This is a genomic window from Type-E symbiont of Plautia stali (assembly GCF_059731115.1).
This window is the reverse complement of the sequence record NZ_AP035906.1, coordinates 3738548-3762692: the sequence shown is the minus strand read 5'-3', so window position 1 is coordinate 3762692 and position 24145 is coordinate 3738548. Positions and strand designations below refer to the sequence as shown.

At 53.7% G+C, this 24145-nt stretch carries 28 protein-coding genes and 1 tRNA gene; 23 read left to right on the top strand and 6 right to left on the bottom strand.

Going from position 1 to position 24145, the window contains the following annotated elements:
* Positions 1 to 105 precede the first annotated feature (105 nt).
* A complete protein-coding gene (locus tag AC6I8L_RS17245) occupies positions 106 to 303 on the top strand; it encodes a hypothetical protein (RefSeq protein ID WP_058959498.1) in 198 nt (65 codons plus the stop codon).
* On the opposite strand, the gene AC6I8L_RS17240 is transcribed toward AC6I8L_RS17245, so the two are convergent.
* The 3 genes from AC6I8L_RS17240 to AC6I8L_RS17230 are packed head-to-tail and all read right to left on the bottom strand — an operon-like array spanning position 300 to position 3423.
* The gene (locus AC6I8L_RS17240) at positions 300 to 560 is read right to left on the bottom strand and encodes an Ogr/Delta-like zinc finger protein (RefSeq protein WP_058959497.1); all 261 of its coding nucleotides are present in this window, start codon (positions 558 to 560) and stop codon (positions 300 to 302) included. The genes AC6I8L_RS17245 and AC6I8L_RS17240 overlap by 4 nt on opposite strands.
* Positions 561 to 610: 50 nt before the next feature.
* Positions 611 to 1642, bottom strand: a complete 1032-nt coding sequence (locus AC6I8L_RS17235) for a phage portal protein (RefSeq protein ID WP_058959496.1) — start codon at positions 1640 to 1642, stop codon at positions 611 to 613.
* Positions 1639 to 3423, bottom strand: a complete 1785-nt coding sequence (locus AC6I8L_RS17230; protein WP_058959495.1) for a terminase large subunit domain-containing protein — start codon at positions 3421 to 3423, stop codon at positions 1639 to 1641. Before AC6I8L_RS17230 ends, AC6I8L_RS17235 begins: the two co-directional genes overlap by 4 nt.
* A 185-nt stretch (positions 3424 to 3608) precedes the next feature.
* Here AC6I8L_RS17230 and AC6I8L_RS17225 point away from each other — a divergent pair, with 185 nt between their 5' ends.
* The 22 genes from AC6I8L_RS17225 (at position 3609) to AC6I8L_RS17120 (ending at position 21139) form a co-directional block, all read left to right on the top strand.
* Positions 3609 to 4418: a GPO family capsid scaffolding protein gene (locus AC6I8L_RS17225; RefSeq protein WP_058959494.1), complete on the top strand. Its 810-nt coding sequence runs from the start codon at positions 3609 to 3611 to the stop codon at positions 4416 to 4418.
* A 55-nt stretch (positions 4419 to 4473) separates the two neighbouring features.
* Positions 4474 to 5493: a phage major capsid protein, P2 family gene (locus tag AC6I8L_RS17220; RefSeq protein WP_058959493.1), complete on the top strand. Its 1020-nt coding sequence runs from the start codon at positions 4474 to 4476 to the stop codon at positions 5491 to 5493.
* Between the two features lie 4 nt (positions 5494 to 5497).
* Positions 5498 to 6211, top strand: a complete 714-nt coding sequence (gene gpM, locus AC6I8L_RS17215) for a phage terminase small subunit (RefSeq protein WP_498013941.1) — start codon at positions 5498 to 5500, stop codon at positions 6209 to 6211.
* A gap of 89 nt (positions 6212 to 6300) precedes the next feature.
* On the top strand, positions 6301 to 6753 hold the full coding sequence (locus tag AC6I8L_RS17210; protein ID WP_058959492.1) for a head completion/stabilization protein: 453 nt from the start codon (positions 6301 to 6303) through the stop codon (positions 6751 to 6753).
* Positions 6750 to 7259 carry a phage tail protein gene (locus AC6I8L_RS17205; RefSeq protein ID WP_058959491.1) on the top strand — a complete coding sequence of 170 codons (510 nt, stop codon included), beginning with the start codon at positions 6750 to 6752 and terminating at the stop codon, positions 7257 to 7259. The genes AC6I8L_RS17210 and AC6I8L_RS17205 overlap by 4 nt, the downstream gene beginning before the upstream one ends.
* On the top strand, positions 7256 to 7963 hold the full coding sequence (locus AC6I8L_RS17200; RefSeq protein ID WP_058959490.1) for a hypothetical protein: 708 nt from the start codon (positions 7256 to 7258) through the stop codon (positions 7961 to 7963). The genes AC6I8L_RS17205 and AC6I8L_RS17200 overlap by 4 nt, the downstream gene beginning before the upstream one ends.
* Positions 7960 to 9096, top strand: a complete 1137-nt coding sequence (locus AC6I8L_RS17195) for a DUF2586 domain-containing protein (RefSeq protein WP_058959489.1) — start codon at positions 7960 to 7962, stop codon at positions 9094 to 9096. The genes AC6I8L_RS17200 and AC6I8L_RS17195 overlap by 4 nt, the downstream gene beginning before the upstream one ends.
* Positions 9093 to 9548, top strand: coding sequence for a phage protein (locus AC6I8L_RS17190; protein WP_058959488.1), 456 nt, complete (start codon positions 9093 to 9095; stop codon positions 9546 to 9548). Before AC6I8L_RS17195 ends, AC6I8L_RS17190 begins: the two co-directional genes overlap by 4 nt.
* 10 nt (positions 9549 to 9558) lie before the next feature.
* A complete protein-coding gene (locus AC6I8L_RS17185) occupies positions 9559 to 9849 on the top strand; it encodes a phage holin family protein (RefSeq protein ID WP_058959487.1) in 291 nt (96 codons plus the stop codon).
* Positions 9846 to 10187 (top strand): M15 family metallopeptidase, encoded by a 342-nt coding sequence (locus AC6I8L_RS17180; RefSeq protein ID WP_058959486.1) that lies wholly within the window; start codon positions 9846 to 9848, stop codon positions 10185 to 10187. Before AC6I8L_RS17185 ends, AC6I8L_RS17180 begins: the two co-directional genes overlap by 4 nt.
* A complete protein-coding gene (locus AC6I8L_RS17175; protein ID WP_058959485.1) occupies positions 10187 to 10531 on the top strand; it encodes a hypothetical protein in 345 nt (114 codons plus the stop codon). The genes AC6I8L_RS17180 and AC6I8L_RS17175 overlap by 1 nt, the downstream gene beginning before the upstream one ends.
* Positions 10458 to 10685, top strand: a complete 228-nt coding sequence (gene lysC, locus AC6I8L_RS17170; RefSeq protein WP_072226497.1) for an Rz1-like lysis system protein LysC — start codon at positions 10458 to 10460, stop codon at positions 10683 to 10685. The genes AC6I8L_RS17175 and lysC overlap by 74 nt, the downstream gene beginning before the upstream one ends.
* Positions 10678 to 10941, top strand: coding sequence for a putative phage tail assembly chaperone (locus tag AC6I8L_RS17165; protein ID WP_058959484.1), 264 nt, complete (start codon positions 10678 to 10680; stop codon positions 10939 to 10941). Before lysC ends, AC6I8L_RS17165 begins: the two co-directional genes overlap by 8 nt.
* Positions 10942 to 10958: 17 nt before the next feature.
* Complete coding sequence (locus AC6I8L_RS17160; protein WP_374754034.1) at positions 10959 to 11132, top strand: DUF6890 family protein; 174 nt, start codon at positions 10959 to 10961, stop codon at positions 11130 to 11132.
* The gene (locus AC6I8L_RS17155; RefSeq protein WP_058959483.1) at positions 11129 to 13102 is read left to right on the top strand and encodes a phage tail tape measure protein; all 1974 of its coding nucleotides are present in this window, start codon (positions 11129 to 11131) and stop codon (positions 13100 to 13102) included. The genes AC6I8L_RS17160 and AC6I8L_RS17155 overlap by 4 nt, the downstream gene beginning before the upstream one ends.
* Positions 13099 to 13428: a DUF2590 family protein gene (locus AC6I8L_RS17150; protein WP_058959482.1), complete on the top strand. Its 330-nt coding sequence runs from the start codon at positions 13099 to 13101 to the stop codon at positions 13426 to 13428. Before AC6I8L_RS17155 ends, AC6I8L_RS17150 begins: the two co-directional genes overlap by 4 nt.
* Positions 13425 to 14609, top strand: a complete 1185-nt coding sequence (locus AC6I8L_RS17145) for a baseplate J/gp47 family protein (RefSeq protein ID WP_058959481.1) — start codon at positions 13425 to 13427, stop codon at positions 14607 to 14609. The genes AC6I8L_RS17150 and AC6I8L_RS17145 overlap by 4 nt, the downstream gene beginning before the upstream one ends.
* Positions 14602 to 15234 (top strand): phage tail protein, encoded by a 633-nt coding sequence (locus AC6I8L_RS17140; RefSeq protein WP_058959480.1) that lies wholly within the window; start codon positions 14602 to 14604, stop codon positions 15232 to 15234. The genes AC6I8L_RS17145 and AC6I8L_RS17140 overlap by 8 nt, the downstream gene beginning before the upstream one ends.
* A gap of 9 nt (positions 15235 to 15243) precedes the next feature.
* The gene (locus tag AC6I8L_RS17135) at positions 15244 to 18204 is read left to right on the top strand and encodes a phage tail-collar fiber domain-containing protein (RefSeq protein WP_058959479.1); all 2961 of its coding nucleotides are present in this window, start codon (positions 15244 to 15246) and stop codon (positions 18202 to 18204) included.
* The gene (locus AC6I8L_RS17130; protein ID WP_058959478.1) at positions 18201 to 18944 is read left to right on the top strand and encodes a hypothetical protein; all 744 of its coding nucleotides are present in this window, start codon (positions 18201 to 18203) and stop codon (positions 18942 to 18944) included. The genes AC6I8L_RS17135 and AC6I8L_RS17130 overlap by 4 nt, the downstream gene beginning before the upstream one ends.
* Complete coding sequence (locus AC6I8L_RS17125) at positions 18916 to 19461, top strand: baseplate complex protein (RefSeq protein WP_058959477.1); 546 nt, start codon at positions 18916 to 18918, stop codon at positions 19459 to 19461. Before AC6I8L_RS17130 ends, AC6I8L_RS17125 begins: the two co-directional genes overlap by 29 nt.
* 1 nt (position 19462) lies before the next feature.
* A complete protein-coding gene (locus AC6I8L_RS17120) occupies positions 19463 to 21139 on the top strand; it encodes a hypothetical protein (RefSeq protein WP_058959476.1) in 1677 nt (558 codons plus the stop codon).
* A 901-nt stretch (positions 21140 to 22040) separates the two neighbouring features.
* Here AC6I8L_RS17120 and AC6I8L_RS17115 read toward each other — a convergent pair.
* From AC6I8L_RS17115 to AC6I8L_RS17105, 3 genes are all read right to left on the bottom strand, one after another.
* Positions 22041 to 22871, bottom strand: coding sequence for an abortive infection family protein (locus tag AC6I8L_RS17115; RefSeq protein WP_058959474.1), 831 nt, complete (start codon positions 22869 to 22871; stop codon positions 22041 to 22043).
* A 136-nt stretch (positions 22872 to 23007) separates the two neighbouring features.
* A tRNA-Ile gene (locus tag AC6I8L_RS17110) sits at positions 23008 to 23083 on the bottom strand.
* A 203-nt stretch (positions 23084 to 23286) separates the two neighbouring features.
* Complete coding sequence (locus tag AC6I8L_RS17105) at positions 23287 to 24069, bottom strand: SDR family NAD(P)-dependent oxidoreductase (RefSeq protein WP_058959473.1); 783 nt, start codon at positions 24067 to 24069, stop codon at positions 23287 to 23289.
* Between the last annotated feature and the right edge of the window lie 76 nt (positions 24070 to 24145).

Here is a 24145-nt window from a genome sequence, read left to right as displayed (position 1 = left end):
TTTTCATTAGTTTTTTATGTCGGATGAATCTCAAAAAAAAGATTCATATTTTATTACAGTTAAGATACTGTATTTATATCCAGTGTTTTTCGTGAGGGAGGTTTGATGTCTGTTTCTATAGGTCAGATTGTTAAAGTGGAAAGGATTGATTTTATTGCGAAATTAATGAGGTATTCGCAGTTTGACGATGAACGCCGGGCGCTACTTGATGAATGGTTGGGCGAGTTAACTGAGGATTTGCTGAGCGAGTTGAAAAGAGAAGCGAGACAGAAAGCCCCTGCTGCTGAGGGGCTTTCCAGTTAACAGGCTTGAAGTAATTTTAGAGCCAGTTGCTTGTTTTCAGCTGACATGCCGCTAATGACCTGCTGAATCAGTAAGTCACCCTTTTTAGCGCTTGGGCTGATAGTGTGGGAAAAAGTCAGATTCATAACAAAAGTATGACCACACTCGACGTCTGAGCAGGCGCAATAGACATCAGCAATATCACGATGCTTACGGTTGGTTTTACGGATTACCGCTTTTGAACCGCATTCAGGGCACTCAATTTTTAATACGCGCATATTTGCGGCTCCGGCATATAAAGTATGCCTGGATTTTATACGTTTTCGCATTACACCGCATCCTTGTTCGTTGATTCTTGGTCAAATTTAAGGTGAAGGTGATCCGGCACATCCGGGTCACCATTTATCGCAATCATCAGCCTGCGCTGAAGCGGTAATACCTCGTTTTTCTTATAGGTCGCTTCAGTCTTCTCCGGGTCACCCAGTCCCCCCGCATTCTGCGGAATGATGCCAGACAGCCCTGCCGGGAAGCGATGCGCATTCAGAACGTCTTGCGCGCTGATGTTTTTGACGTTGGCAAATTCATCTTTCGCGCCAATGTCACCCATCTGGATAAATTGCACCGCTTCCTTCTCGCCGCCAGGTATGTTCACCAGAATGGTGCTGAAATTGCCGATCCCCTTGCTGTTGGACAGCTGCGCTTCAATCTCCTCCTCCACTTCGTCGGTCATGTTGGGGTCAGTGGTGTAGAGAATGCCGCCCGTATGAGCGCCGTTGTGGTAGTAACGGCGGCGGAAGATGGTTGCTTCGCTGTTAAGCAGCGCGGAGTGAATACCGCCGATGTAATCAGGCAGGCCATAGATTTGCTGCTGCGGGTCGTACATCTTGATAAAAATCACATCTTCTTCAGCGTAAATCAGCGGCTCACCCTGTTGCAGCAAAGCAAATTCACCGTCTTTGCGGCGGCGCGTGTACAGGCCGGGCATAGGTTCAAGTGCGACAACATCACCCCAGCCGTTACGGATTTTCACAATAGCCAGGTCACCGAACGTCAGAAAATCCATTGTTCCTGCTTCCAGCTGGTCATGGCTCAGGCCGCCGCCCAGATAATCGGAAAGCACCATATTTTTACGGGCGTGGATAATGCCGCCGTGCTGGCCGTTCAGGTTTATCAATTGCGCCAGTGCCAGGCGGTCAATCGGCAGGCTGTAATGGTCAAAATCGTTGTCATACCACACCTCACGGTAATCAGTGCCGGTAGTCAAAACGGGTTCGGGCTTGCCGAAGCGCAGCACCGACATTTTGCGGTTTGATTTGCTCTGCTGTGCGCCGCTGGCGCGTTGCTTATATCGTTTTTTCATGCTGCCTTCTGAAACTTCCATTTGGATGTGGGTTTGTTTTCGTAATTGAGCGGTTCGTTTTCCAGACCGTGCATGATTGCCCAGGCGGCTTCTGCGTGGCCTGTTTCAGCAGTACGATCGGCAATGAACGTCACGGCGTTGCCGCTCTGTGTCACGGCTCGTCGGATGGTCAGGAATGAGGCGGCTATCTCTTTTTGGTCCTGATCCCACTCAATGCGTCCGCTTTCGATGACGTCAGCGGCTTTCATGACCAGTCGGTTCTTCGTGCTCAGGTCATAGCGGATGGGTTTAATCACGCGCATGGCAAACGGGTGAATATTGTCGTAAACACCCTGGCCGATGCCCGTGACGTCCACACCTAAAAAGGCGAAGTTGTACCGGGCAAACAGCTTTTTGATTTCGCTGGCCTGATGGCGGAAGTTCATGCCCTTCCAGTTGATGACGGCCAGTACGCGAAACTTTTCATTGGCCAGAACGGGGGGCGCCAGAATAACGAAAGTAGAGAGGTCGCCAGAGCGCGCCGGGTCATAGCCGCCCCAGACAGGTCGTTCCCCAAACGGGCGTTTTGCCTTGGGGTCATGATCCTGCCAGAACGAAACATCAACGCCGCATTTCTCCAGGTCGCTGTAGCTGAAGACCGCATCTTTGCTGTCCACGAACACGCACATATAGAGCATGTTGAAGGTGTCTTTGCTGTAGCGGTTGCGCAGCTTCTCAATGCTGGCCAGATTGAAGCCGTTGGCGATGGCGTCTTCCATCGTGATGACGTATCGCCACTGGCCATCCGGGCAAAGGCGTCCACCGTCACGCATCTGGTCAAATGACGGGAACACCACGGCGGCGCGCTTCTTGCTGCCTTTCTTCCAGGTGTCGCCAGTCCAGAACGGGTAAGCCTGGTGCGTTTTGGCTGATGGCGTGGAAAAGTAGGTGGTGCGCCATTTATCATGCGTGGCCATCGCTGACGCGACTTCGTTCAGCTTGTCGAAATTCGGTACCCAGAAATATTCATCGCAGTACAGGTGGCCGCTGTAGGACTGCGCCGTGTTCTTATTCGTGGAGAGGAAGCGCAGCTCTGCGCCGTTGCTCAGGCGGATAGGGTTGCCCGTCAGCGTGATGCCGAAATACTCCTGGGCAATGTTCACAATGTAAGAGCGGAACACTTCAGCCTGTGCGCGGGATGCGGACAGGAAAATCTGGGGATCTCCGGTCAGCACCGCATTTTCAAATGCCTCAAAGGCAAAGTACCAGGTAGCCCCAATCTGGCGGCTTTTGAGGATGTTGCGAATCTGCTGGGCAAGGTTGGCGCGCAGGTGCTTCTGATACCCGAAAAGATGTTCTTCCGCCCATGCTTCCAGCTCCTCGGCCGTCAGGCCGGAGATGTCGTTTTTGTTGTACTTTCGCTTGCCGCGTGGCGCTTCGTCGTCGCCATGCCCGGAATCATTGCCAGAGTGGCCGTTGTTTTGGCCCCGAGCGACGGCCAGCTTCTCTTTATGCTTGTTGTGCTGGGCGCGGAGTTTCACGGAATGGGCAATCAGCTGGTCCAGCTCTTTCAGCTCCAGTTCCGTTTTGCCGTCACGGTTGGTCAGCAGCTGGATGCGGCGTTCAATCGCATCCTCTGTGCTTTCCTGGCTGAGCATGTTGGCCCAGCCTTCCTTTTCCGCCCAGTAGTAAATGATCCGCGCATTGGGCAGGTTCAGTTCACTGGCGATTTCCTTTGGCGTGTATCGCCTTAAATACAGGGCGCGCGCAACGCCGCGTAATTCATCGCTGTATTTAGCCATCAGTTGATTACATTCCTTTATTGGTCTGATGGCTATTATGCCGTCCATTTTTAAATAAAAATCCCGCTACAGTTCGCATGAGTTCGATTAATTGTCTTTATCCGAACTCATGCGAATTTGTCAGGGTGCGCAGGGTGATGAATTAAATAATAATGGCCTTGCTGTTACGGAGGGCAGGAAAATAAATGTCACAGTTAATTACCGACTGGCTGTGTATTGCCACCGAAGGGGATACGGTTGACCGTAGAGAATTAAAGCGGGAGTGGTTAATTGATGCTGCTGAAACATATGACCCTGAATTATACGCTGCACTTATTTGGCCGGAGCATGAGCGCTATTACGGAAATGGGGGCAGCGTTAAACAGGTTATGTGGCAGGAAGGTGAAGACGGTCTGGTCAGGCTTTACGCCAAAATCAGCCCGAACATCAGCCTGATCGAAGCCAACAACCGCGACCAGCTTATCTACTTCTCAGTAGAGCTGACCGAAGACGGGGACTTTCGCGGCACGGGCCGCAGCTATCTGGAAGGACTGGGGGCAACGGACTCACCCGCAAGCGTAGGCACTACACGTATGCGCTTCAGTAAGCGCAAAAAAATCAAATCCGGCTCTTATTGCTACCGATTTGGCCGGGACGGAAAAGTGAAACAGGAAAAAGATATGAGCTGGCAGAAAATGTTTGGCATTAAGCCGAAGAAATTTGCAGAAGATGATGCGAATGGTGATGCGCCGGAAAATAGCGATAAGTTGCAGGCGCTGGCTGAAGCCCTTAATAACCTTGAAGGGCGCGTGTCTGCAATTGAAGAGCAGCTGTCATCTACTCAGGATGATGTAGAAGCGATTGCGGAAGTGGTGGACACTCAGGAATTTGCCACGCTGCGTGACAATCTTCCTGCGCTGATTAAAAACTTCAGCAAGCTGGACGACAAAATCACCAGTTTGCCAAAGCACAACCGCACCGAAAAACAGGGCGCTCGTAAGTTCAAGTTCCTTTAATTTCCACGCTCGCCGGGGAATCGAATTAATTCGCTTAATTGCGAGAGGATGATTTATGCAATTAAACCAACGCGCGGTGATGTTTATTGACGCTTACGCCAAAGGTCTGGCGGAAAACTATGGCGTCACTAACCCGTCACGCGCATTTAAGCTGAGCGACCCACAGGAAACCAGCCTGCGCGCCGCGCTGCTGGAATCTGTTGAGTTCCTCGGCATGATCACCGTCGCGGACGTTGACCAGCTGAGTGGCCAGGTTGTTTCGGTTGGCGCATCGGCGCTGCATACCGGGCGTAATGCAGATGGCCGTTTTACCAAACGTGTCGGCGTGGACGGCAACGATTACAAGCTGGTTGAGACGGATTCATGCGCCGCACTGCGCTGGGATCTGCTTTCCATGTGGGCCAACGCCGGGGACGAAGATGAATTCTTCCAGATGGTTCAGACCTTCTCTAATCAGGCGTTTGCGCTGGACATGCTGCGTATTGGCTTTAACGGTAAATCCGTTGCAGCCACTACCGATCCTGTAACAAACCCGAATGGTGAAGACGTCAACATCGGCTGGCATGCCCGCATGGAAACGTTCAAAGACGGCGTTCAGATTATGGACGACCCGGTCACCCTGGACGATGAAGGTGATTACCACTCACTGGACGCGATGGCTTCCGACCTGATTAACACCAAGATTCCGGCACAGTTCCGTAACGATCCGCGTCTGGTGGTGCTGGTTGGTGCTGACCTGGTGGCAGCGGAGCAATACCGCCTGTATCAGAAGGCTGATAAGCCAACCGAGAAGATTGCCGCGCAGATGCTGGGCAGCACCATTGCCGGGCGCACGGCCATCATCCCGCCATTTATGCCGGGCAAACGCATGGTGGTGACGCCGCTTTCTAACCTGCACATCTACACGCAGCGTAATACGCGTCAGCGTAAGGCGGAGTTCGTTGAAGACCGTAAGCAGTACGAAAACAAGTACCTGCGCAATGAAGGTTACGCCGTTGAAGTGCCGGAGCTGTATGCGGCCATTGACGAATCCGCCGTGACCATCGGCAAAGTGACCGAACCAGCAGAGGGCTGATGTCATGAGTCTTTCACCCGCACAGCGACACAGCCAGCGTAAAGAGATGCAGTTAAAGCAGGCGCAGCTTGAAGAGGTCAACACCACGGCAAGCTTGCATCTGCAATTGCAGGAAATCGCCACAGACGTGGAATCTCTTCACGGTATGCAGATGGCTGACCGCGTGGAACTCAAGCGCAACAAGCTTTTGCCGAAGTGGCTTCCGACTGTGGAGAGCTATCTGGAGCTGGGCAAAGCATACGCCAACCCGGTGTTTGCCTTGTGTGTGGTCTGGCTGTTTGACGTGGGCGATTACGATCAGGCGCTGGACTGGGCTGATATCGCCATCGAGCAGAAGCAGGACACTCCGGAGTTTATCCGGTCACGTTTCCCGGCTTTCGTTGCCGATCAGATGCTGGCATGGGCCGAGCAGGCGAGCAAGGCGGGTGAAGACCTTGAACCGTATTTCTCACGCACGTTTGAGAACGTGACGCAGCGCTGGCCGCTACACGAAGAGATTGTGGCCAAGTGGTTCAAATTCGCGGGGCTGCGAATGCTCCGTGATGAATCAGGACAGGTGCGGGCGGCGGCGATTGATAGCGTCGAGACGCTGTCAAACGCTGACCGGCTGCTGGCGGCCGCCGAGGCGAAGTATCAAAAGATTGGCGTAGGGACGATGCGCAACAATATCGCGGCGCGCATTCGCACCCTTGCACCTTTGAAAGCCAGTAACGACTAACGCAAGCCGGGTGGGCGCGGATGAGGGCAGAACACAATGTGTAATGCGCCGCGGATTCCGGTCAGCCCACCTTTTTAAGGGAAATATGCATGTTCAGTGGCAAGCCGATTGAATACCAGGACAGCCCGCTGCAAAACGATGGATTCTGGCCCGATCTGAATCTGGCCGATTTTCAGAGCGCCCGCAGCATTCCGGCAGACGTTGCAGCCGGAACGGTGGGGGATGCGCTGCTTACGGCTGTTGCAGAGGTAAACAATGACCTTGCCAGTGTGCAGGTGAAGCATCGCGCGGCAGGGTACGCCACCGCAGGGAATGTGCCGGGTGTCAGTATGGAGGGCACCAACCAGCTGGAGGCGCAGTATAAAAAGGCGGTGTATGCCAGGGCAAAAGCTGACCTGATGGGTGAGTTTGCGTCAGTTGGCCGCCGCGAGTCGCATCCGGGACAGGAGAGCGATGACACGCGCAAGGGACTGCTGGCGGAGGCGGCGATAGTGATCCGCCAGATTAAGGGACTGAAACGCGCAACGGTGAGGCAGGTATGAGCCACGTCAGCCAGCTGGATTCCCTCACCGCGTTCTTACGGGGATGTGTGCCCAAACGGGCAATGCAGTCGTTCAGCAGTGAGATGACGTCACTCAAAACCATTCCCGCAGGCAAAAGCATGGGTATGGAGCAGGAGCGGCTTTCGATCATTCGCTATGACGCAGAGCTTATCTGGGAGCGTTTCCCGTTTAGGGAGTGCGATCCCCGCCTGATGATGGCGCTGCTTGAAGTCTGGCTGGCGTCAGACTCCGCAGACCGTGAGCTGTTCAGCCATGTCGGCTTATCCAGTGCCGATCCTGACTGGGATATTGAGCTGATTGACGAAGAGACTGCGATTGTCACCGTCACGGTACCGATGGCCGAGGAACTGATCATCGTGCCGGATGACGCGGGTGATATTCCCTACCAGGGCAAGCAGTACCGCCTGGCTGATGCCGAAATCTGGACGGCACTCAGCGCGTTGATTTACGCACCGGGTGCAGACGTGCCGGGAGCGACACAGTGATATTTGGTGCGGAGGTGAATGCCGCGCAGCTGCGTGAGATGCGCCGCGAAATTGCAAAGCTTGAGCTGCCGCAAAAGAAGCGTCAGCGGCTTATCTGGCGTATGGCGAAGTACGGTGTTATCCCCGCAGCAAAGCGCAACGTGCGCAATCAGCAGGCTCCAGGCGGTACGCCGTGGGAGGGCAGGAAGACACGGCGCAGGGGCAAGATGCTGCGCAATCTGCCGGGCCTGTTGCACATCAAAGAGATGCCGGAGATTGAAGCCGTGCGGCTTTATCTTCAGGGCGGCGGGTACCGGAACGGTGAAAACCCGGTGCCAGCGGGGGTGATTGGCTACGCGCAGCAGGAGGGCATGAAAGCTACCGTCCGGGCGCGTAATGCCAGCAAGCCCATACCGTCCGGCAAAATGGCCACGCTGGCGCAGGCCAAAAAGCTGCGCAAGCTGGGGTACAAGGTGAAGCGCGGCAAGCGCTGGCGTAAGCCACCGTTTAAGGAAATTACCGACACCATGGGTTACGCGCAGGCCGGGCTGCTGATCCGCAAGTTGAGTAATAAAGCGGCTCAATCAGTCTGGACTGTCGATCTGCCGTCGCGTCCGTTTGTCGGAATGAGCAGTGATGACTTCAATAAGGCGCTGGCGCGACAGCTACAGGCCATCGGGTACGGCTGGGACGTTAACGCGCAGGATATCAGGGGAAGTGTATGAGTTGGCCAACGGTCACGATTAATCAGTTAAACCAGCTACAGGGTGAGACGAGCGACATTGAGCGCGTGGTGCTCTTTGTCGGCAAGGGGGCGACTAACAGCGGTAAGACGCTGGCGGTCAACACGCAGACCGATTTTGACACGCAGCTGGGTGCGGCGGCTTCGGTGCTGAAAAGCCAGGTAATGGCGGCGCTGGATAACGCCGGGCAGAACTGGGCGGCTTATGTTCACGTGCTGGCTGAAGATGCCGAGGCGCTGGAATGGGTGAAGGCCGTGGAGAAGGCGCAGACGGTGGCGTCTGTTGAGGGTGTCGTGCTGTGCGTGGACGTTGACGAAAAGGCGCAGATTAATGCCGCCGCTACGCTGCGCAACACGCTGCTGTCCAAATACGGTCGCTGGGTGTGGTTCATGCTGGCCGTGGGTGCGCCTGAAGATGATGAGGCATGGGCCGATTACCTGACCCGCCTAGGCACCCTGCAAACCGGCATTTCGGCATCAGCGGTGCAGCTGGTACCGCGCCTGTGGGGCAATGAGCCGGGTGTGCTGGCCGGGCGTCTGTGCTCCCGTTCGGTGACCATCGCAGACAGTCCGGCGCGCGTCAAAACGGGTGCGCTGGTCAGCCTGGGCAATGACGAGCTGCCCGTTGACGGCACGGGCGCTGAAGTCGATTTAGCCACGCTTCAGGCGCTGGAAAAGCTGCGTTACAGCGTGCCGATGTGGTACCCGGACTATGACGGCATGTACTGGGCAGACGGGCGCACGCTGGACGTTGAGGGTGGTGATTATCAGGTTATCGAATATCTGCGCATTGCTGACAAGGTGGCGCGCCGTGTACGTCTCATTGCGATTTCACGCATTGCTGACCGTTCGATGAACACCACGCCGGGCAGCATTGCAGCCACGCAGCAGAGCTTTTCAAAGCCGCTGCGTGATATGTCGCAGTCCAGCCAGATTAACGGCATCCGCTTCCCCGGTGAGGTGAAAACGCCGCTGGACGGGGATGTCACCATTAACTGGCAGTCGGCTACTAAGGTGGAGATTTATATCGTGATGCGTCCGGTTGAGTCTCCGAAGGAAATCACCGTGGGTCTGGTACTGGATACCAGCATCACAACTACTGAGGAAGCGGCATGAGCCAGCGTATCAGCGGTCAGTCTTTTGACGTGAACATTGATGGTGAGTTGCTTCACGTTGAGAAAATTTCGCTCGATATCACGGATAACACGGCGGCGGCGTCAACCCGTGGTGTGCCTGACGGCTTCACGGCGGGTGACGTGGCGGGTGAGGGTGAAATTGAGCTTAGCAGCAAAGTGTTCCAGCAGTTATCGGCGAAAGCCAAAGCGGCGGGATCGTGGCGCGGCATCGACGTGGTGGACTTCCTGTTTTACGCCAAGGTAGGCAGCGAAGAGGTCAAGGTAGAGGCGTTCGGCTGCAAGCTGATTATCAGCAACATCCTGGACATCGATCCCAAGGGCGGCGCGCTGACCACGCACAAGGTTAAGTACTTCGTGACCAGCCCGAAATTCGTCAACATCAACGGCGTTCCCTATCTGGAGTCGTCGGCTACGGAAAGCCTTATCAGCTAACGGAGAGGCAATGCAGGAGCACGAAAAAACGCTGTATCAGCTGCTGGTTATGGGCGCGGTTATCGCGCTGGGCAAGATTCTGACCAGCAATGAAAAAATCACGACGCGCCTTGTTGCCGGGCGCGTGATCCTCGGTTCAGCCATTTCGGTGGCGGCGGGGGCGGCGCTGGTGCAGTTCCCGGATATGCCGCCGCTGGCCGTCAACGGGCTTGGCGCGGGGCTGGGGATTCTGGGCTATCAGTTTTGTGAATTATGGCTACGCCGCCGTATGGGCGGTTCTGACAAGGGGAAGACAGAGTGACGTTATCGGAAAAACAACAGTTGTTCACGGTACTGATTGCGCAGCTGATTATGTTTGCGCAGGACAAGGGAATGCGCCTCACCTTTGGTGAAGCTTACCGTACCCCTGAGCAGGCCGCGCTCAATGCCAAGAGTGGCAAGGGCATCAGCAACAGCCTGCATACGCAGCGTCTGGCGGTTGACTTCAACCTGTTTGTAAACGGGGAGTACAAGACCCGCACCGAGGATTATCAGGCGCTGGGTGAGCACTGGGAATCACTGGGCGGCAGCTGGGGAGGCCGGTTCAAGAACAACCCTGACGGCAATCACTTCAGCCTGGAACATAACGGGGTGCGCTGATGGCCAGAAACGTTCTGTTTGTGATCGCTGGTTTACTGCTGGCGTTCTGGGCGGGATGGACTGGCTCGGACTGGAAGCGCGACAGCGAGGAGCTGGTAGCAGAACGGGCCGCAGGGCTGGCCGCTGGCAAAGTCCGGGAGGACATGCAGGGCGTGGCCAGCCAGTCAGCCAGCCAGCTGGAAGGCAAACTGGAGGAGTTGAAAGGTGCGATACCCGCAGGCATCCGCACTGAAGTGGTTAAGCCTGTGTTTACTAACGTTTGCGTGTCTGATGATTTTGTCAGGATGTACAACGAAGCCAGTGAACGTGCAGAGCGTACCCTTTCAGGAAAATCTAAAAACTAAATGCCCGGTTAATCTTCCACGGTTAAACGGTAACGATGGTAAAGCCGCAGCGGAATTAATTACGACATGGCTCGATATTTATTCGACGTGTGCCGCTCGTCACAACCAGCTTGTTGATGAAATTATTTTAAGAGAGAAAAAAGGCTATGAGTGATAAAGAAATTAAACTGATCGTTGCGGGTAAAGATATTACCTTTGCGCCAAACGTCACCGCGTATAACAAATACATCAACGAAATCACCATCAGTAATAAGGTGGCTCCGGCGCATAATTTTCTTGTGCGTATCGTAACGCCTGAAACTAAAGAAGCGCTGGAAGATATTCTGAAACTGCCGGGCGCGGCGTTGCAGGTGGTTTCTAAAGTGATGGATGAATATACGCCTGAGCTGGAAATTACCGTAAAAAACTAACCGAGCGGGTCCGTAATATCGACTCTAACGGACTCGAACAGTATTCAATTTTACGGCGTCACTGGCTTCCGAATGAGGATGACAGTTTAGACAGTCTCTCTGCCGCATTATGGCTCGATAATAAATACTGGGAAAACCAGCGCATTGCTGTCGCTAATGGCATCGCGCTGGCTTTTAAAGGTAAAGAATGAAACAGCTGGAATTTACTTTATCGCTGATCGACAAAATAACCCGTCCTTTGCGTCAGGCGCAGGCGAGCGTTACCGATTTTGCTGATAAGTCCCGCGCTTCATTCCAGCGTATTGGTATCGGTGGTGCGGCGTTGTGGGGCGTGGGTCAGGGCATTAAAGGCGCGCTGGGTCCGGCAATTGAAATGTATGACGCACTTCAGGAGCAGGCTGCGCGGGGCATTGATGACACCGCGCTGAAAGCGGTGGCAAAGGATGCCAACACCTTCGCCATGACTTACGGCAAAGGGGCGGTGGAGTTCGTGCAGTCCACGGCGGAAATCAACGCGGCGATTGGCGGGCTGACGGGCGATGAATTGCCCAAAGTCACCCGCGTAGCCAACCTGATGGCCGCAGCAGTGGGCAGTACGGCGGCGGAATCTGCCGAGTTCATGGGGCAGATGTTCGGAAATTTCAGGGAAGAGGCGGACAAGGTCGGCAAGGTGCAGTTTGCAGAGCAGCTGGCCGAGAAAATGTCCTTTATGCGTCAGCGGTTCGGCGTGGAAATGGGCGTGGTCAAAGACCTGATGGAAGGCGCGCGCGGCGTCGGTACCAACTACGGTCTGGGGCTGAATGAGCAGCTGGCCGTGATGGGTGAGCTACAGCGCACGCTGGGTACCGAGGCGTCCAGTTCCTACGAAGGCTTTATGACGGGCGCAGAGGATGGCGCCAAAAAGCTGGGGATGACGTTCAAAAACTCTGCGGGTCAGATGCTGTCCATGCCGGAGATCCTGACCAAACTCCAGGGGAAATACGGTGACAGTATTGCCGGGAACGTGGAGGCGCAGAAGGCGCTTGATGACGCGTTCGGTGACAGTTCCGCCGTGGTCAAGCAGCTGTGGGGCAACGTGGACACGCTACAGCGCAATATTGAAGTGCTGGGCGGCAGTGACGGGCTGAAGCGTACGCAGGAAATGGCCACGAAGATGGTCAAGCCGTGGGACCGCTTCGTGCAGATTTTATCGGTGGCACGGCAGGTTATAGGAATGACCCTGCTGCCGGTTCTTTATCCGCTGCTTAATCGCCTGGCGGATATGGGGCAGACGTTTGCCCGGTGGATGCAGATGTTTCCCAACATCGCGCGCGTGGTGGGCTATGTCACGCTGGCGGTGCTGAGTTTTGCCGCCGTGGGGGCGCTGGCCAATATCGTGATGGGGCTGAGTTTCTTTGTGATGGCAGGTCTGACGGGCATCTGGCGCGGTCTGCTGCTGGTTACGAAACTTTATACCGCCGCGCTGTGGGTCGCCTCCACCACGGTGAAAGCCTATGAGCTGGTCATGCGGACGTTGCGCGGCACGCTGATGGCGGTACGCATCCAGGCCATGCTGACCGGAACGGCGATCAACTTTATGAGCTGGCCGATTCTCCTGATTATCGGTGCCATCGCGTTGCTGGCCGCAGGCTGCTATCTGCTGATCACACACTGGGAACAGGTCAAAGCGGCGGTGATGGATACCGCCGCATTCCAGGCGGTGACGGTGGCCATTCAGTACGTGGCGGGAGTATTTGGCAAAGTCTGGGAGTTTATTAAGGACGGCTGGAAAAGTTTTGTTTCGCTCCTGAGTGGTTTTTCCGTGACGGAAACGCTCGGCAATATGGCGCAGGGAATTATGAATTTATTCGCCGGGCTGTGGGACAACATTAAACAGACCGCACTGAGTTCACTTAACTGGATTGTCACCAAGCTGAATAAAATACCCGGCGTCAATATCGCCCAGCTGGGTGAACCCGTAACGCCGCCACCTGTTATCGGCAATACGCTTTCAACGGGGAACCAGTTAAAAGGCGTTGAGTCAGGTGGCGTGAGTAAAACAATTAACAGCAGCAATCGGGCTACAACGGATAACAGCCGAAGAATTGACAAGGTCGAAATTAACATGCCGAACGGCATGACGCCGCAGCAATTATCGGAATGGCAGGAGCTGGCAGGGTGAGTGAATTACTGTATATCGATTTGCTGATTGAAAATGGTGACTTTGTTCTGAATACAGGTAGCGAGCCTGTTACCTGCAATAACCGGAAAAGTATCCAGCAGGATATTGCTCACGCAATTCTTGAATCCGGTTTACTGACCGAAATGATTGCGGAGCGCAGCCCGACTTTGCGGGCGGATATTCTGACACGTATTGAATTACTGATTGAAGACGATGAGCGAATTATTCCCGGAACGGTGGAGCTGACCGAGGAAAGTATTTCCCGGCTATGGGTTACAGCCAGCACGTATGACTTCGGCGGAATTTCTTACGGGGTGGACGTATGACGGAAAAACCGGAGGTTGATTTTGAAGAGGTGGTGAAGGCGAGCGGCATGCCCACCACTGAAGCGGAGCTGAAGGCGAAGTTTACCGCCATTGCGACAGAAGAGGGGCTGATTACCAACACCTCGCGCATGTCGCCGTTCTGGCGTCTGGTGACGGCGATCATCACCTCACCCGTGCTGTGGCTCAAAGACGTCCTGATCAATTCCGTACTGGCCAACATGTTTGTGGCCACGGCAAGCGGGCAGATGCTTCGCCTGCTGGCATGGGCGGTCAACGTGACCGCAAAGCCAGCCAGCGCGGCGGAGGGCGTGATCAGATTCGTCAAAACCGGCGACGCATCAGAAGTCACCATCCCGGCCGGGACGCGCATTCAGACCGAGCGCATCAACGGCACGGTTTACGAGCTGGTGACGCAGAGTGACTTCACCATTGCGGCGGGGCTTGCCAGCGCACTGGTACCCGTCACTGCAACAGCGGCGGGCGCAGCCTACAACCTTGCGCCGGGATATTTCCGCATTCTGCCCGTGGCGGTGTCCGGTATATCCACGGTGATCAGCGAAGAGGACTGGCTGACTGTGCCGGGCGCGGATGAGGAAAGCGACGACGATTTGCGGGACCGCTGCCGCAATCAGTTCAACCTGGTGGGCAACTATCACACCGATGCGGTTTACCGCTCAATGATTGCAGGCGTAGTGGGGCTGAGTATTGACCGCATCTTCTTTGAGCATGATGCGCCGCGCGGGCCCGGTACCGCCAATGCGTTTTTACTGCTGGATTCCGGCGTGGTGTCTGAGCCGTTCGTCACAGCGGTGAATGACTACATCAATACGCAGGGGCATCACGGCCACGGTGACGATATGCAGTGTTTTGGGATGCCGGAAACCTCGCACGATCTGGCCGTGGTGCTGTACCTGCCAGACCCGGACAACATGAGTGCGGAGGATATGTCGGTACTTACGGCAGGGGTGGAAAACCTTATCCGCTGCGCCTTCCGGGAAAATACGGACTATGACGTGAAGAAAACATGGCCCTATGGCCGGTTCTCTTTCTCCAATCTGGGCCGGGAGATTCACAAGACTTACCCGGACGTGGATTCGGTGACGTTTTCCCTGACGGACATCGTCAGTGAACTCAACGTGCCGCGCCTGAGCAGCCTGACAGTGAGCATAGAACATGACTGATTTTGAAAAGAAACTGGCAGGGCTGTTGCTGCCAACGTGGATGAAAAAGGGAGAGCCGGCCAAGTTGCTGAAAGCCGCCCGCCGATTCTGGGTTTTGGTGTACGGCTGGATCACGTGGCCTGTTAACCAGTTCGATCCGCTCACCTGTTCAGAGTCACTTTTACGCCTGATGGCGTGGGACAGAGATATCACCCGGTTTAACGGCGAGCCGCTGACGCTGTTTCGCAAGCGCGTGGCCTATGCGTTTATCAACGCACGGGATGCCGGGTCAGTTGAGGGGTTTATTGCAATCTTTGAACGGCTGGGAATCGGGTATGTCGAGGTTCTGGAACGCCAGCCAGACATTGACTGGGACGTGATCATCGTCCGGCTGAGCGACAGTCAGATTGCAAGAAATACTCAGCTGCTGATGCAGATTATTCGCCAGTATGGACGAACCTGCCGCCGCTATCAGTTTGAAGTCATGACGCCTGAAACCCTGTATCTGCATTACGGGTTTATCCAGGGTGAAAGCGTCTGCTATGCAGCGCCATTAAGTTTCACCGAAATAAAGTTCGGTGAGTATTCAGCGTATTCAGCTACCGACGTCGAAGGCGGTAACTCAGTGTTTAGTGCAAAAATTTAGGGAAAAAAAATGAGTCAGAGCGTTATCACTAACGCCTTCGAACAGCTGAAGGCGCAGCAGGCGGCAAACGGTTCCATCATCACGCTGGATGAGTTTGTCTTCGCTAACATTCCGGGGCTGGATACCAGTTTGCCCATTTCCCGCGATGAGTCATGGCCAGAAGACGGCCAGATTGTTCACCGTCAGGCCGTGGGCAAAACGGGCATGGTCAATGCCAACGCGGTGGCTTATTCCGCCGTTCTGGGCGCTGATGTGGGCGACTTCGAATTTAACTGGATTGGGCTCGTCAGCAGCAGCAGCGATACCGTCTGCATGATTGTGCATGCGCCTCTTCAGAAGAAAATCAAAACCGCAGCCGGACAGCAGGGGAACGTGCTGACACGTAGTTTTCTGATGGAATACAGCGGTGCGTCTGAGCAGACGGCAATCGTCACCCCGGTTGATACCTGGCAGATTGATTTTACTTCTCGCCTTAACGGCGTGGATGAGCGTATTCGTCTGGAGAATGTTGATGTTTACGGTGCGGCTTCATTCATTAACGATGGGTTCAAAGTTTCGCAAAGCGGGACGGTATACAGCGTTAAGCGCGGTATCGGTTATGTTGCTGGCATCAGGTCTACTCTGCTGGCCGATCAGGAGCTGAGCGTCATTTCAAAGCCGACAAAGGTATGGGTTGATGTCTGCTGGAAAGGAACGCTGACCAGCGTCTGGGCTGAGGCAACAAAATTAACGCTAGCAGACACGCTGGAAAATTATTCTGACAGTGAAGGTCAGCATTATGTTTATGCCATTGCGCATATTAATGCTGATGGAAGCGTGAATGATTTACGCCCGGCCACGCTGACTTCTGGTTTTTCGCAGCTGGCGGCGCAAAAGAATACCTTCCCGTTTTTTAACAGTCTGGCTGAAGCGAAGCTGGCTCCATTGAGTGACTTCGTGCGCGGGATGATGAATAAAGACGATTCATCCAACGTACTTTCATATCTGGGCATGGGTGATGTGTTGCCAAAGCAGCAGGATATTAGCATCAATGTTCCGGGGGATTTCCCGTCTGTTTCTGCCGCACTTAAAAGCCTCCGCAACAAGCGTTTTCCTGCCGTCTCGGTAGTCATCAACGTCAGCGCAGGTATTTACACTGAGGCTGAAACGCTTCCGACTGCACATGTGGATGGTGACCGGGTTTCGATTGTCGGAAAATATGATGATCTTGCCGTTTCATCAGTAAATTCAGTCACTGCTGGAAAATTCACCGTGCGCCACTGGGATGGGGTAACGCGCGATCTTAACTACCACACGGTAACCGGAACCGTCAGCGGCAAAGTGCCAGCAGTGGGTGAATTTGTGCTGATTCAGTCTGGTGCTGGTAATGACAAGGCGGAATATCATGTCGGAGCATGGGAGGTCACAGCCGTAGCGGGAAATCAGGTTACGTGGGTAACAACGCTTAATGCTGCTCCGCCTTCAGGCGCTGTCACGCTGTCAGGAAAAATCCTCCGATCGGTCATTCGATTTGCCGATGGCGCTAAGGGTCCTACTGCTATCCGGGTAGAAAGTTCGCTTTCTCTGGGGCTAATTGATGGGCTGGCTATTGTTGGGGCGGCAACGCCTGTGGTGATGTCAGGAGGACGAAGCCAGGCCAACTATGACGTTTATGGGGATGCCGGGGGGAATACTGGTGTTGTTTCACGAGATGGCGGCGTAGTGAATATCGGCAGTAACTTCGGTATCAGCGGTTTTTCAGGTTCCAATGTGTACGCCAACCGAAACGGAACAATCATCGTTGCGGCAGGTGCGGCTTCCTCTAACTCTGCGCGTAACGGATGGGGCAGCGCATCCGGGACAATGCAATGCACGGGGGCAATTTCCTCAGGAAACCTCATTGATGGATTTATTGCACAGGATACGGCGTTTACTTTCGCTACAAGCGCAAAGTCATTTGGCCATCATCGCCATGCCTACATTGCAGCAGGCGGCGGGTCAGTCCATTTAACCGGGTCTGTTGGAAAAGGTTCTTTAGGAAATGGGCTTGAGGTTATCAACTCTCAGGCACTGGCTAACAATGCTGTACTTCAGGACAACACAGGAAAAGCTATTAATCTGGTCGGGGGCGCTATCCGTGCCCCATCATGCGATTTGCGGAATAATAACGGGGTGACATGCTCCCTTAATGGATCGCTCAATATTACCAGTAGCAACCTGGACGGCGTGACAGTCACCGCTGAGTCAGGTGGATATATCGACGTTACCGGATACAACGGTACGGCAACCATGCTTCCGGTAGTGAATCATTACGCTAAATTCGGTGAATTTATCGCGAGCGGAACTTCGCAAACCTTTATCGGATTCAGTCCATCCGGTACTAACTCAGCTATGCGAATTTCTGATACCAACCATGTTCTCATCGGTTCAGCTACCGATCTTGCTGGACAGGCGGCAGCGCGTTTGCACGTAAACGGTGCGGCAGTATTCGCAGGAACAATTCTTCCGGCCACCGATGCCAATATCAACGCGGGTTCTGCATCACTGCGATTTAACATTGGGTTCTTTGCCGGAGGGACGCAGTCAACCTCGGACGCTACGCTAAAAGACCCGATTCGTGACTTTACCCGGGCGGAACTTAATGCGGCAATGAAAGTTGCGAAGCAATTTGGTTTCTGGACATGGCTGGATGATGAGCAAAAGCGTCTGCGCGCCGGAACAACCGTGCAGTCTGTACTGGAGGTGCTCAAATCTGAAGGTCTGGATTGGCAGGATTACGGTTTTATTGGTTTTGATGAATGGGACGATGTTTACACGCCTGAAGTAGTGGCATTAGACGACGGCTCAGAGGTTGAAACCGGAAAAATGCTGTTGGTACGTGCGGCCGGCTCAGTGTGGCAATTGCGTGATCAGGAATTCGACCGTTTTGTCATGCGCGGCCTGTCAGAACGGATTTCTGTCTTGGAACAACGCATCGGGGCAGTTGCATGATGGCTGAAAATTTGGGGTGGAGTGAGATGAACTTAGCATTCAGTGGCACGATGCCACCAATGAATTGCTCAGTTGAAACTGCGCACCCCTGGGTTTATGAGCTTGGAAAGAGTGCTGAAAGCGGGTCGTATCTCAGTCCCGCAAACGCCATTGCGTGGGTGGCCGATAAAGTGAGAAGTGCAGTAAGCGGCGCGGAAGTCGTGGCGTTGATGGTGACTGGAGACAGTGCAACAGACTTCACTAAGCGAATAGGTGAACTTGCTGACGTAATGCCGTTTCCATCGTTGAAACAGGTTCAACGCATAGCCCTGTCATCAGCACAGCTGGCCGTTGAAAAAATGCAGATACCCGCCCCGCTGAGTGGCGGATTGTCAGGTGCAGTACCCTTTTCAGTAGAAACGGCACGCACTGCACTTAATGCGGGGGTGATGCAGGATGCCGTGAATGCTGCTGCGGCTGGTTTTGATATGGATGAACTAAAAGGCGCGCTGGATTCGTTTTTTGAAAAACGCTCGCAGTTAATTAGCGAAATACTCAGCGGATTAGACGAGCTGAAAGGTAAATCAGCACGGGTATGGGCGTTTAGCGCTTCAGGAAACCTCGCAACCATTGCGGTGGAAATGTTGAAAAACATTCCAGATGCTTCAATGGTTCACAGCGCGGTCATACTGCTGACAGGGGATAATTTGGAACCAATCAGGGGGATGCTCAGTGAGTACCAATCCAACGCTGGCGCTTGATGGCGAAGGCATCCCATTGCAAAACATGCGCATCACGCTGTCTATGCAGTTTCAGGATAAAGACCAGGGCGGTCAGACGAGTTCAACGGCAAAGGCCGAGCAGGGCGTCAAGGGCAAGGAGCTGCGCGTTTCCGGGCTTATTCCCTTCACCAAGCCGGAGATTTTGAAGCGTCTTTTTGAGATGGGCATTGCCACGGGCAGTGATGGCCAGCGCAAGCGGTACCGCGTAGCGCATCAGACCGCGCGCGCGGTAGGGCTGCGTGAAGTGATATTCACCGGGAACATTGACGCGCCGGAGCAGGATGGCCGCATGGCGTGGATTGTCACTTTTACGCTGACCGAGCAAATGAGCGTGCCGGAAAAGCGCGAGGAGCGTACGGCCAGCAAGACGGCGGCAACCAAACAGACGGCGGCGGGAACGGGTTCAGTTTCAGGCGCTGCCGCCACCGAAGACGAATCAAAAATGACGTGGTTTGAGAAAAAAGTGCTCAAGCCGGTCAATGACGCACTGGAGTAGCATGAAACCAATTCAGCGCCTGTACCTGTCTAACGACAAGGTGCATTTTTCTGACATGCAGCTGGTACTTGAGCTTAACAGCTGCGGGCGTGGCTTCATTACCGCGCAGACGTCAACGGACTATACGGGCAAACTGGTGCGCGTTGACGTGGGTTACATGGATAAGGTGCTGCGCTGGTTTACCGGGTATGTGGAACGCTCGCAGCCCGTGGAAAACGGTTTTCAGCGTCTTTTTGTGCGCGAGTTGTCCGGCATCTTCGATAAGGCGTGGCCGTGCTCGATGCAGCACCCAACCTTGCGCCAGCTGGCTGCATGGCTGACGGAAAACAGCGGTATTATGGTGCAGGTGCCTGATGCGTCCTACAGTGACACGGCGATCCCCCATTTCACGCACAGCGGCACCGGGTTTCAGCTGCTTAACGTGATTGGCCAAGCGTTTTCGGTACCGGACTGCATCTGGTACCAGTTGCCCGATGGCGATCTCTATGTTGGCGGTGCTGATAAAGCCATGTTTGCCGGGCGTCCGGTAGACATCCCGGCTGAGTTTGGCCGGGCAGGCGCGGCAGGCAACAGCATGACGGTGCCGCTTATCCAGTCCATGCGCCCCGGCGTTGAGATGAATGGCCAGCGCGTGACTAAGGTTGCGCTGAATAATGGCGAGATGGCGATCACCTGGACGCCACGCAACACGCAAACCGGGAAGCCGCTTCAGAAAACGCCTTTCCAGCGTCAGGCAGAAAGCCATTACCCGGAGCTGGCCAGCGGCCTGCATACGCCAAAAATGGCAAGGGTGGTGGCGCATTCTGAGAACGTGGCCAGCGGCAATCTGTCCGATCCGTTCCGCCCCCGCTATGCGGTCAGCCTCCAGTTACTGGACGCTGACGGCAATCCTGACGGTGAGACGCCTGTCTATCCTGCCGTGCCATTGCCCGTACCTATGGCGGGCCATGATTCCGGCATGTTCCAGTTTCCGCCAGTCGGCACTAAGGTGGAAATGGGGTTCATCGGAGGGCGCCCGGATAAACCATTTATCCGGCAGACGATGGCGGACGGCAACAGCCTGCCAGATGTCAAACCGGGTGAGCAGCTACAGCAGCAGCGAGAGGAAGTGTCACAGCGCGTCACGCAGTCAGGGGACTGGGTGCGTAAAACTGACCAGACAATCAGTGAGTCCTCAATGTCGCGCGTGGTGACAGCTGACAATGAGCAGCGCACGTTGATAAGCCGTGAAACCACGGTGAAGGCCACTGATAAACTCACCGTGCTGGGAACGGCCACGCTGATGGCCGGAGCCATTCAGCAGGTGACAACAGGAGATTTCAGCCAGGGCATCAAGGGAAACCGACTGGCATCTGTAGGCGGTGACGACGAAACAGACGTCACGGGCAAAGCAGAGCTTACCGTGGGCGGCGATCTGGTTGAGAAGATTGGCCAGCTGCGGCAGAGCATTGCCGGGCAACGTCAGGAGATTATTGCGCCCGTTGTATGGATTGGCACTGGCCAGATTAACGCGGCACAGCTGATGCTGGACACGTTAGACCTTGTGCAGCAGCTGGCACAACAGCTTGCCAACCATACGCACCCTGATACGGGACAGCCAACCAACAGCGCCGCCATCGCCGCCACAGGCACCCAGGCGGGAACGCTGACCGAGAAGTATTCGCCCATCATTGGGTAACATCCTTACCAGACAACCCGCTCACGTAGCGGGTTTTTTTACGCCTGTCATCAGACCGCACAGAACGCACTTAGCGCCACGCAATAGCGCAGACCGCGCCACGATACCCCTCATTGAGATCATGCCCACAGCGTCACGCTGGCAGCGCCACAGCACTGACAAAATAATCATCCCACTCACCAAAACGGCGCTACACCGCACCCGCCTGCGAGTTTTGCATCATAAAAATTTTTCAGTTCTGGTTTTCTACAAACCGCCACGCCAGACCGCGCCGTTGCTGGCTTTCTGCCGGAGTTCGCCAACTGAAATCATTGAAAAGAATTTCAGATTTTTTCAGTTTTAGGGATCGGGAGAGGATCTAAAGAAAAATGCAAGGCAATGAAAAATAATGATTTTATCAACTTTATGTTATGTGGCTGGATCTCGCGTGGATCTCAGGTGGTGAAGTCGGGCGGCACATAAACCCAGACGGGACAAGGCTTGCGGCGTTTTCAGGCTCTAAACCAAAACTGAAAAAGTACGAAACTAAATATACTGTTATTATGTACAGTGAATGTTTATTCAGGAGGGCGACAAAATGCGGCGGTATACACTTAACAGTGCGCTTTTTTTGTTTCTGGAACGTGGCGAAAAGCTCACACGTGATGCAATCTGGAATGACAGCTGGGGACCGCATCACAGATACGTGATTTGGCCACGAGGAGAATACTGGGACGTCAGGTTTAAGCAGGTAGTAAATGGCCAATTGGATTGGGTGCCGTTAGCGGACCAGCCATTTACAAATGAACAAGAGGCTTGGCAGGCCGCGTATAATGATTGGGAATGCAAGCTTAAAACGCTTGGATGGTATAGAAGATAACAATCGGCAGAATTAACTCTGCCGAGACTGCTAACATGTTTATTAAGAATTCAATCCATTGGATTTACGTTCATCCCAAGTCTCAAGAATGAATAAAACCAATGTATGAGCAGAGTTTACTGCTAATCGAGCATGGCGAGGTTTAACATTGTATGATTTCCTACCAGATCCATGGGCTGTACTTGCATGAGTTCTAAAAGCGCCAATACCATCTGTAATTGAAAACAAACCGCTTAATATTCTTTGTAAATCGGCATCTTCAATTACTTTAGGGTCAAGGCCCAATTCATTTTTTACGATCTTCCATACACTTTGTAAATCTTGTTTGGGAGGCATTTGTATGCCTTCGTCAGCAATGTAAATTTTACAGAGGGATTCAAGAATATTACACGCGGCTGAAACAGACTCTTTAGGCTCAGAATTTACATGTTCGAGGGCGCGCTTAAACTCTGCTTCGATAGCAGGCATATTTCTGTTTTTTATTGCATCTTGTAAGCTCACAGACGATATCGAAGATCCATCTGTAATTAAGCCACCAGTTACATAATTGAGCCCATAGCGACCAAATATTTCAATTATCTCTTTCTTATATTTACGGAGGTGAATAGTATCAAAACTATCGTAATCTGTGGGTTCAGTGTCAGGAGATTCAATATAATTTTCAACAAGTCGACCAAGTACTGATAGCGGATTGTCACTTTCTTTGTTTATACGTCTTAACCATTCAAGAGCCTTAGTTGGCTTAGACCCGACAGGAGGCTCTCCGGGAGCATCAGCATACGCAAAAAGGTTATCCAGAGTTGCATGCGTTTCTATAGTTGATATGCAATTTGCAACGACTGAAATTACAGGCTGCGGAATCAATTTTTTCATACTGAAACTCCTCCACTCCAGACTATACAGGCATCCCAGGAAATACTGAGGGGACAAAAAGGGGACACTAAAAAAGGGATATAAAAAAACCACTCGTGAAAGAGTGGCTTAACTATATGTTTTAAAAGACTAAATTTGGTGGCCCCTGCTGGGTTTGAACCAGCGACCAAGCGATTATGAGTCGCCTGCTCTAACCACTGAGCTAAGGGGCCAGCGGAGCGGGGATTATAAAGTATCTCGGAGGGGTGATCCAGCGTTCGCCAATCGGTTGGTGAAAATTAGAACAATCTCTGACTCCTTGATCTCCAAGCAAAAATCTCTTCCCACCACCTAAGATCGCTCAATCAGCCCACAACCTCAGCAGGTTTTTGAGACAAGGCCATCCTTCCACCTCATCTCAATCACCACTCACATCTCACAAATAGCGCGAAGCCGGCTTATTCAACGAGATATACGGCAGGATGGCGAAGCGCGCGCTCTCCATGCTCTGCCATAGTCCCAAATCTTCCACTGAAGGGATGGTAATCAGCTCGCCGCTATCCAGCCCGCGCAGTGCCGCAGCCACCAAATCCTCAACCTCCATCACGCTCTCAGCCGGAAGGTCATCAACCGATTTCCCCGAGCGCTCGAAGATTTCGGTACGGGTTAAGCCCGGCAATACCGCCTGAATACGCACGTCACTCTCCGCCAGCTCACGCTGCATATTGCGCGTCAGCGAGAGCACAAAGGCCTTACTGGCGTTGTACGCACCATTCGCCATTTCATTCACCAGTGCCAGCACGGAAGCGATATTCACAATCGTTCCCGTACCACGGCGGCGGAATGCTTGCGCGGCTGCATGTGCCAGCTGCGTCAGAGCCACAATGTTTAACGTCAGCATGGTTTGTATTTGCGAGATATCACCCGCGACGAACTCGCCTTCAACTGCCATCCCGGCATTGTTCACCAGCATCGTAATCCGCTCGTTGTCCGCAAGGGTTTGCGCCACGCGTTGCATATCTTCAGTACGCGTCAGATCGGCGGCCAGCACACTCACTTCCACGCCGTGCGCGTCACGCAGTGATTGCGCCAGCTGGTTAAGACGTGATTCATCACGTGCCACCAGAATCAAATTGCTGCCGCGTGCGGCCAGCTGTTTCGCGTAAGTAGCACCAATGCCGCTGGATGCACCGGTAATCAAAGCCAGTTGCTGTGTCATGGTCGGTTCCTTTAAATGATGGTTGTCATATCTGATGGAAATTAATATGACGATCATCATATTTTTCGTCAAGCTG